Source organism: Oleiphilus sp. HI0043 (genome assembly GCF_001634935.1).
Genome location: NZ_LWEY01000316.1, coordinates 1 through 1,146, shown reverse-complemented (window position 1 = coordinate 1,146; position 1,146 = coordinate 1). Strand labels below are relative to the sequence as shown.

The 1,146-nt window shown below is 47.2% G+C and carries 1 protein-coding gene; it reads right to left on the bottom strand.

What is annotated here, in order from left to right:
- The coding region (locus A3729_RS04365; RefSeq protein ID WP_156497655.1) for a class I tRNA ligase family protein at window positions 1-1,146 on the bottom strand (1,146 nt) is incomplete at both ends.

The window sequence follows — 1,146 nt, the reverse complement described above, 5'->3', positions numbered from 1 at the left end:
TGAACTCATAGGCGCTTCTTCGTCATTTAACCAGCTCATTGACTCGAGCTTGGCGAGTGACTTAACAAAGCCTTCGTTTTCCTGGAAGCGGCGCTGATCTTCATTATTGCCGTTACGCAGTAGAACGGGAATTGCCTTGGCAGGAGAGATATCCATCTCACCACGAATGTTTCGTATTGCGACGATGACACCTTTTAGCCACTCAACGTCACCCAGTGCTTTTTCATCGACTTTCGACTCATCTGCTTCAGGGTAAGGCTGAGTCATAATGGTTGCGCCAGACTGACCGGCCAAGGGAGCAACACGCTGCCAGATTTCCTCTGTGATATAAGGGATAAAGGGGTGAGCCATTCTTAGTACAGCTTCAAGTACTCGTACCAGTGTGCGGCGTGTGCCACGCTTAAGCGCTTCGTCGCTGTCGTCACTGTTTAGAATCGGCTTGGAAAGCTCCAGGTACCAATCACAATACTCATTCCAGATGAAGTCATACAAAGTGTGTGAGGCCATATCTAGACGGAACTCACCAATAGATTTTTCAATGGATGCTTCGGTTTGCTGAAGGCGCGAGATGATCCATTTGTCAGCTAAAGATAATTGATAATCGTCAGAATTCTGAGCACAGTCCTGATCTTCAGTATTCATGAGCACATAACGTGCAGCGTTCCAGATCTTGTTACAGAAGTTTCTGTAGCCTTCTAGGCGTTTCATGTCCCAGTTGATATCACGACCCGTCGAAGCCAGTGAGAATAGGGTAAAACGAAGTGCATCGGTCCCGTGTGNAGAGATACCGTCTTCAAAGGTCTTGCGCGTGCGCTTCTCAATTTTTTGAGCAAGCTGGGGCTGCATCATATTACCGCAGCGTTTTTCAACCAGAGATTCAAGGTCGATGCCGTCAATCATATCGAGCGGGTCGAGTACGTTACCCTTCGACTTGGACATTTTGTCACCATGCTCGTCTCGAATAAGGCCTGTTACGTATACATATTTGAACGGAACCTGGGCTTTACCGTTTTCATCTTTCATAAAGTGCATGGTCATCATGATCATGCGGGCAACCCAGAAGAAAATAATATCGAAGCCCGTTACCAAAACATCTGTTGGGTGGAAGGTCTTCAACCTTTCCGTTGCTTCTGGCCAACCTAGTGT